The organism is Psychrobacter sp. 1U2 (genome assembly GCF_051847575.1).
This window is the reverse complement of record NZ_JBPYDC010001821.1, coordinates 1-517: the sequence shown is the minus strand read 5'-3', so window position 1 is coordinate 517 and position 517 is coordinate 1. Positions and strand designations below refer to the sequence as shown.

Here is a 517-nt window from a genome sequence, read left to right as displayed (position 1 = left end):
CGCACTGCCACATTAACTGACCTCTTGCACTGGCGGTCATTGACCACCACACTTTTTGAGCTTTTATAGCTGCATCGGCTGCATTAGCAACAATATCTTTCCCCGCATCACGATAGATTAAAAATACCTGACCGGTTGCTGGGTTAATCAGCTCGATGTCGTCACCATTACCTGCAACCAATTCTCCATCAATCAAGCTGCCAAACTTTGAAGTACCCAGTAGTTCATTAAGCAGTATTTCAACTTGTTGCGCGCCACTTCCTTCTACTTCAAAACTCATAATCTATTCTCCCAAGCCGGCATTTTTGATAATGCAATTAAAATCATCCTGATCAGGTATGTTTTTTTCGCTCTGCGACCAAATTTCAGCTACCTGTTTAGCCAAAGGTAACTCTAATCCCATCTCACCGATCATATTTTCCGCCAGACGCACATCTTTACGCATCAGCTGCATAGTGAAACCGGAGTCAAAACCTTTATTAAGAATCCAACGAGGGAAATTAACTTCACTGATTGC

General features: G+C 42.7%; 2 protein-coding genes. Both read right to left on the bottom strand.

Annotation, left to right across the window (positions count from 1 at the left end; genetic code table 11):
- A partial coding sequence (locus ACS8FD_RS24585; RefSeq protein WP_439277770.1) for an aldehyde dehydrogenase family protein occupies positions 1 to 280 on the bottom strand: 280 nt, incomplete at its 3' end.
- 3 nt (positions 281 to 283) lie between these two features.
- A partial coding sequence (locus ACS8FD_RS24580; RefSeq protein WP_439277769.1) for an NAD-binding protein occupies positions 284 to 517 on the bottom strand: 234 nt, incomplete at its 5' end.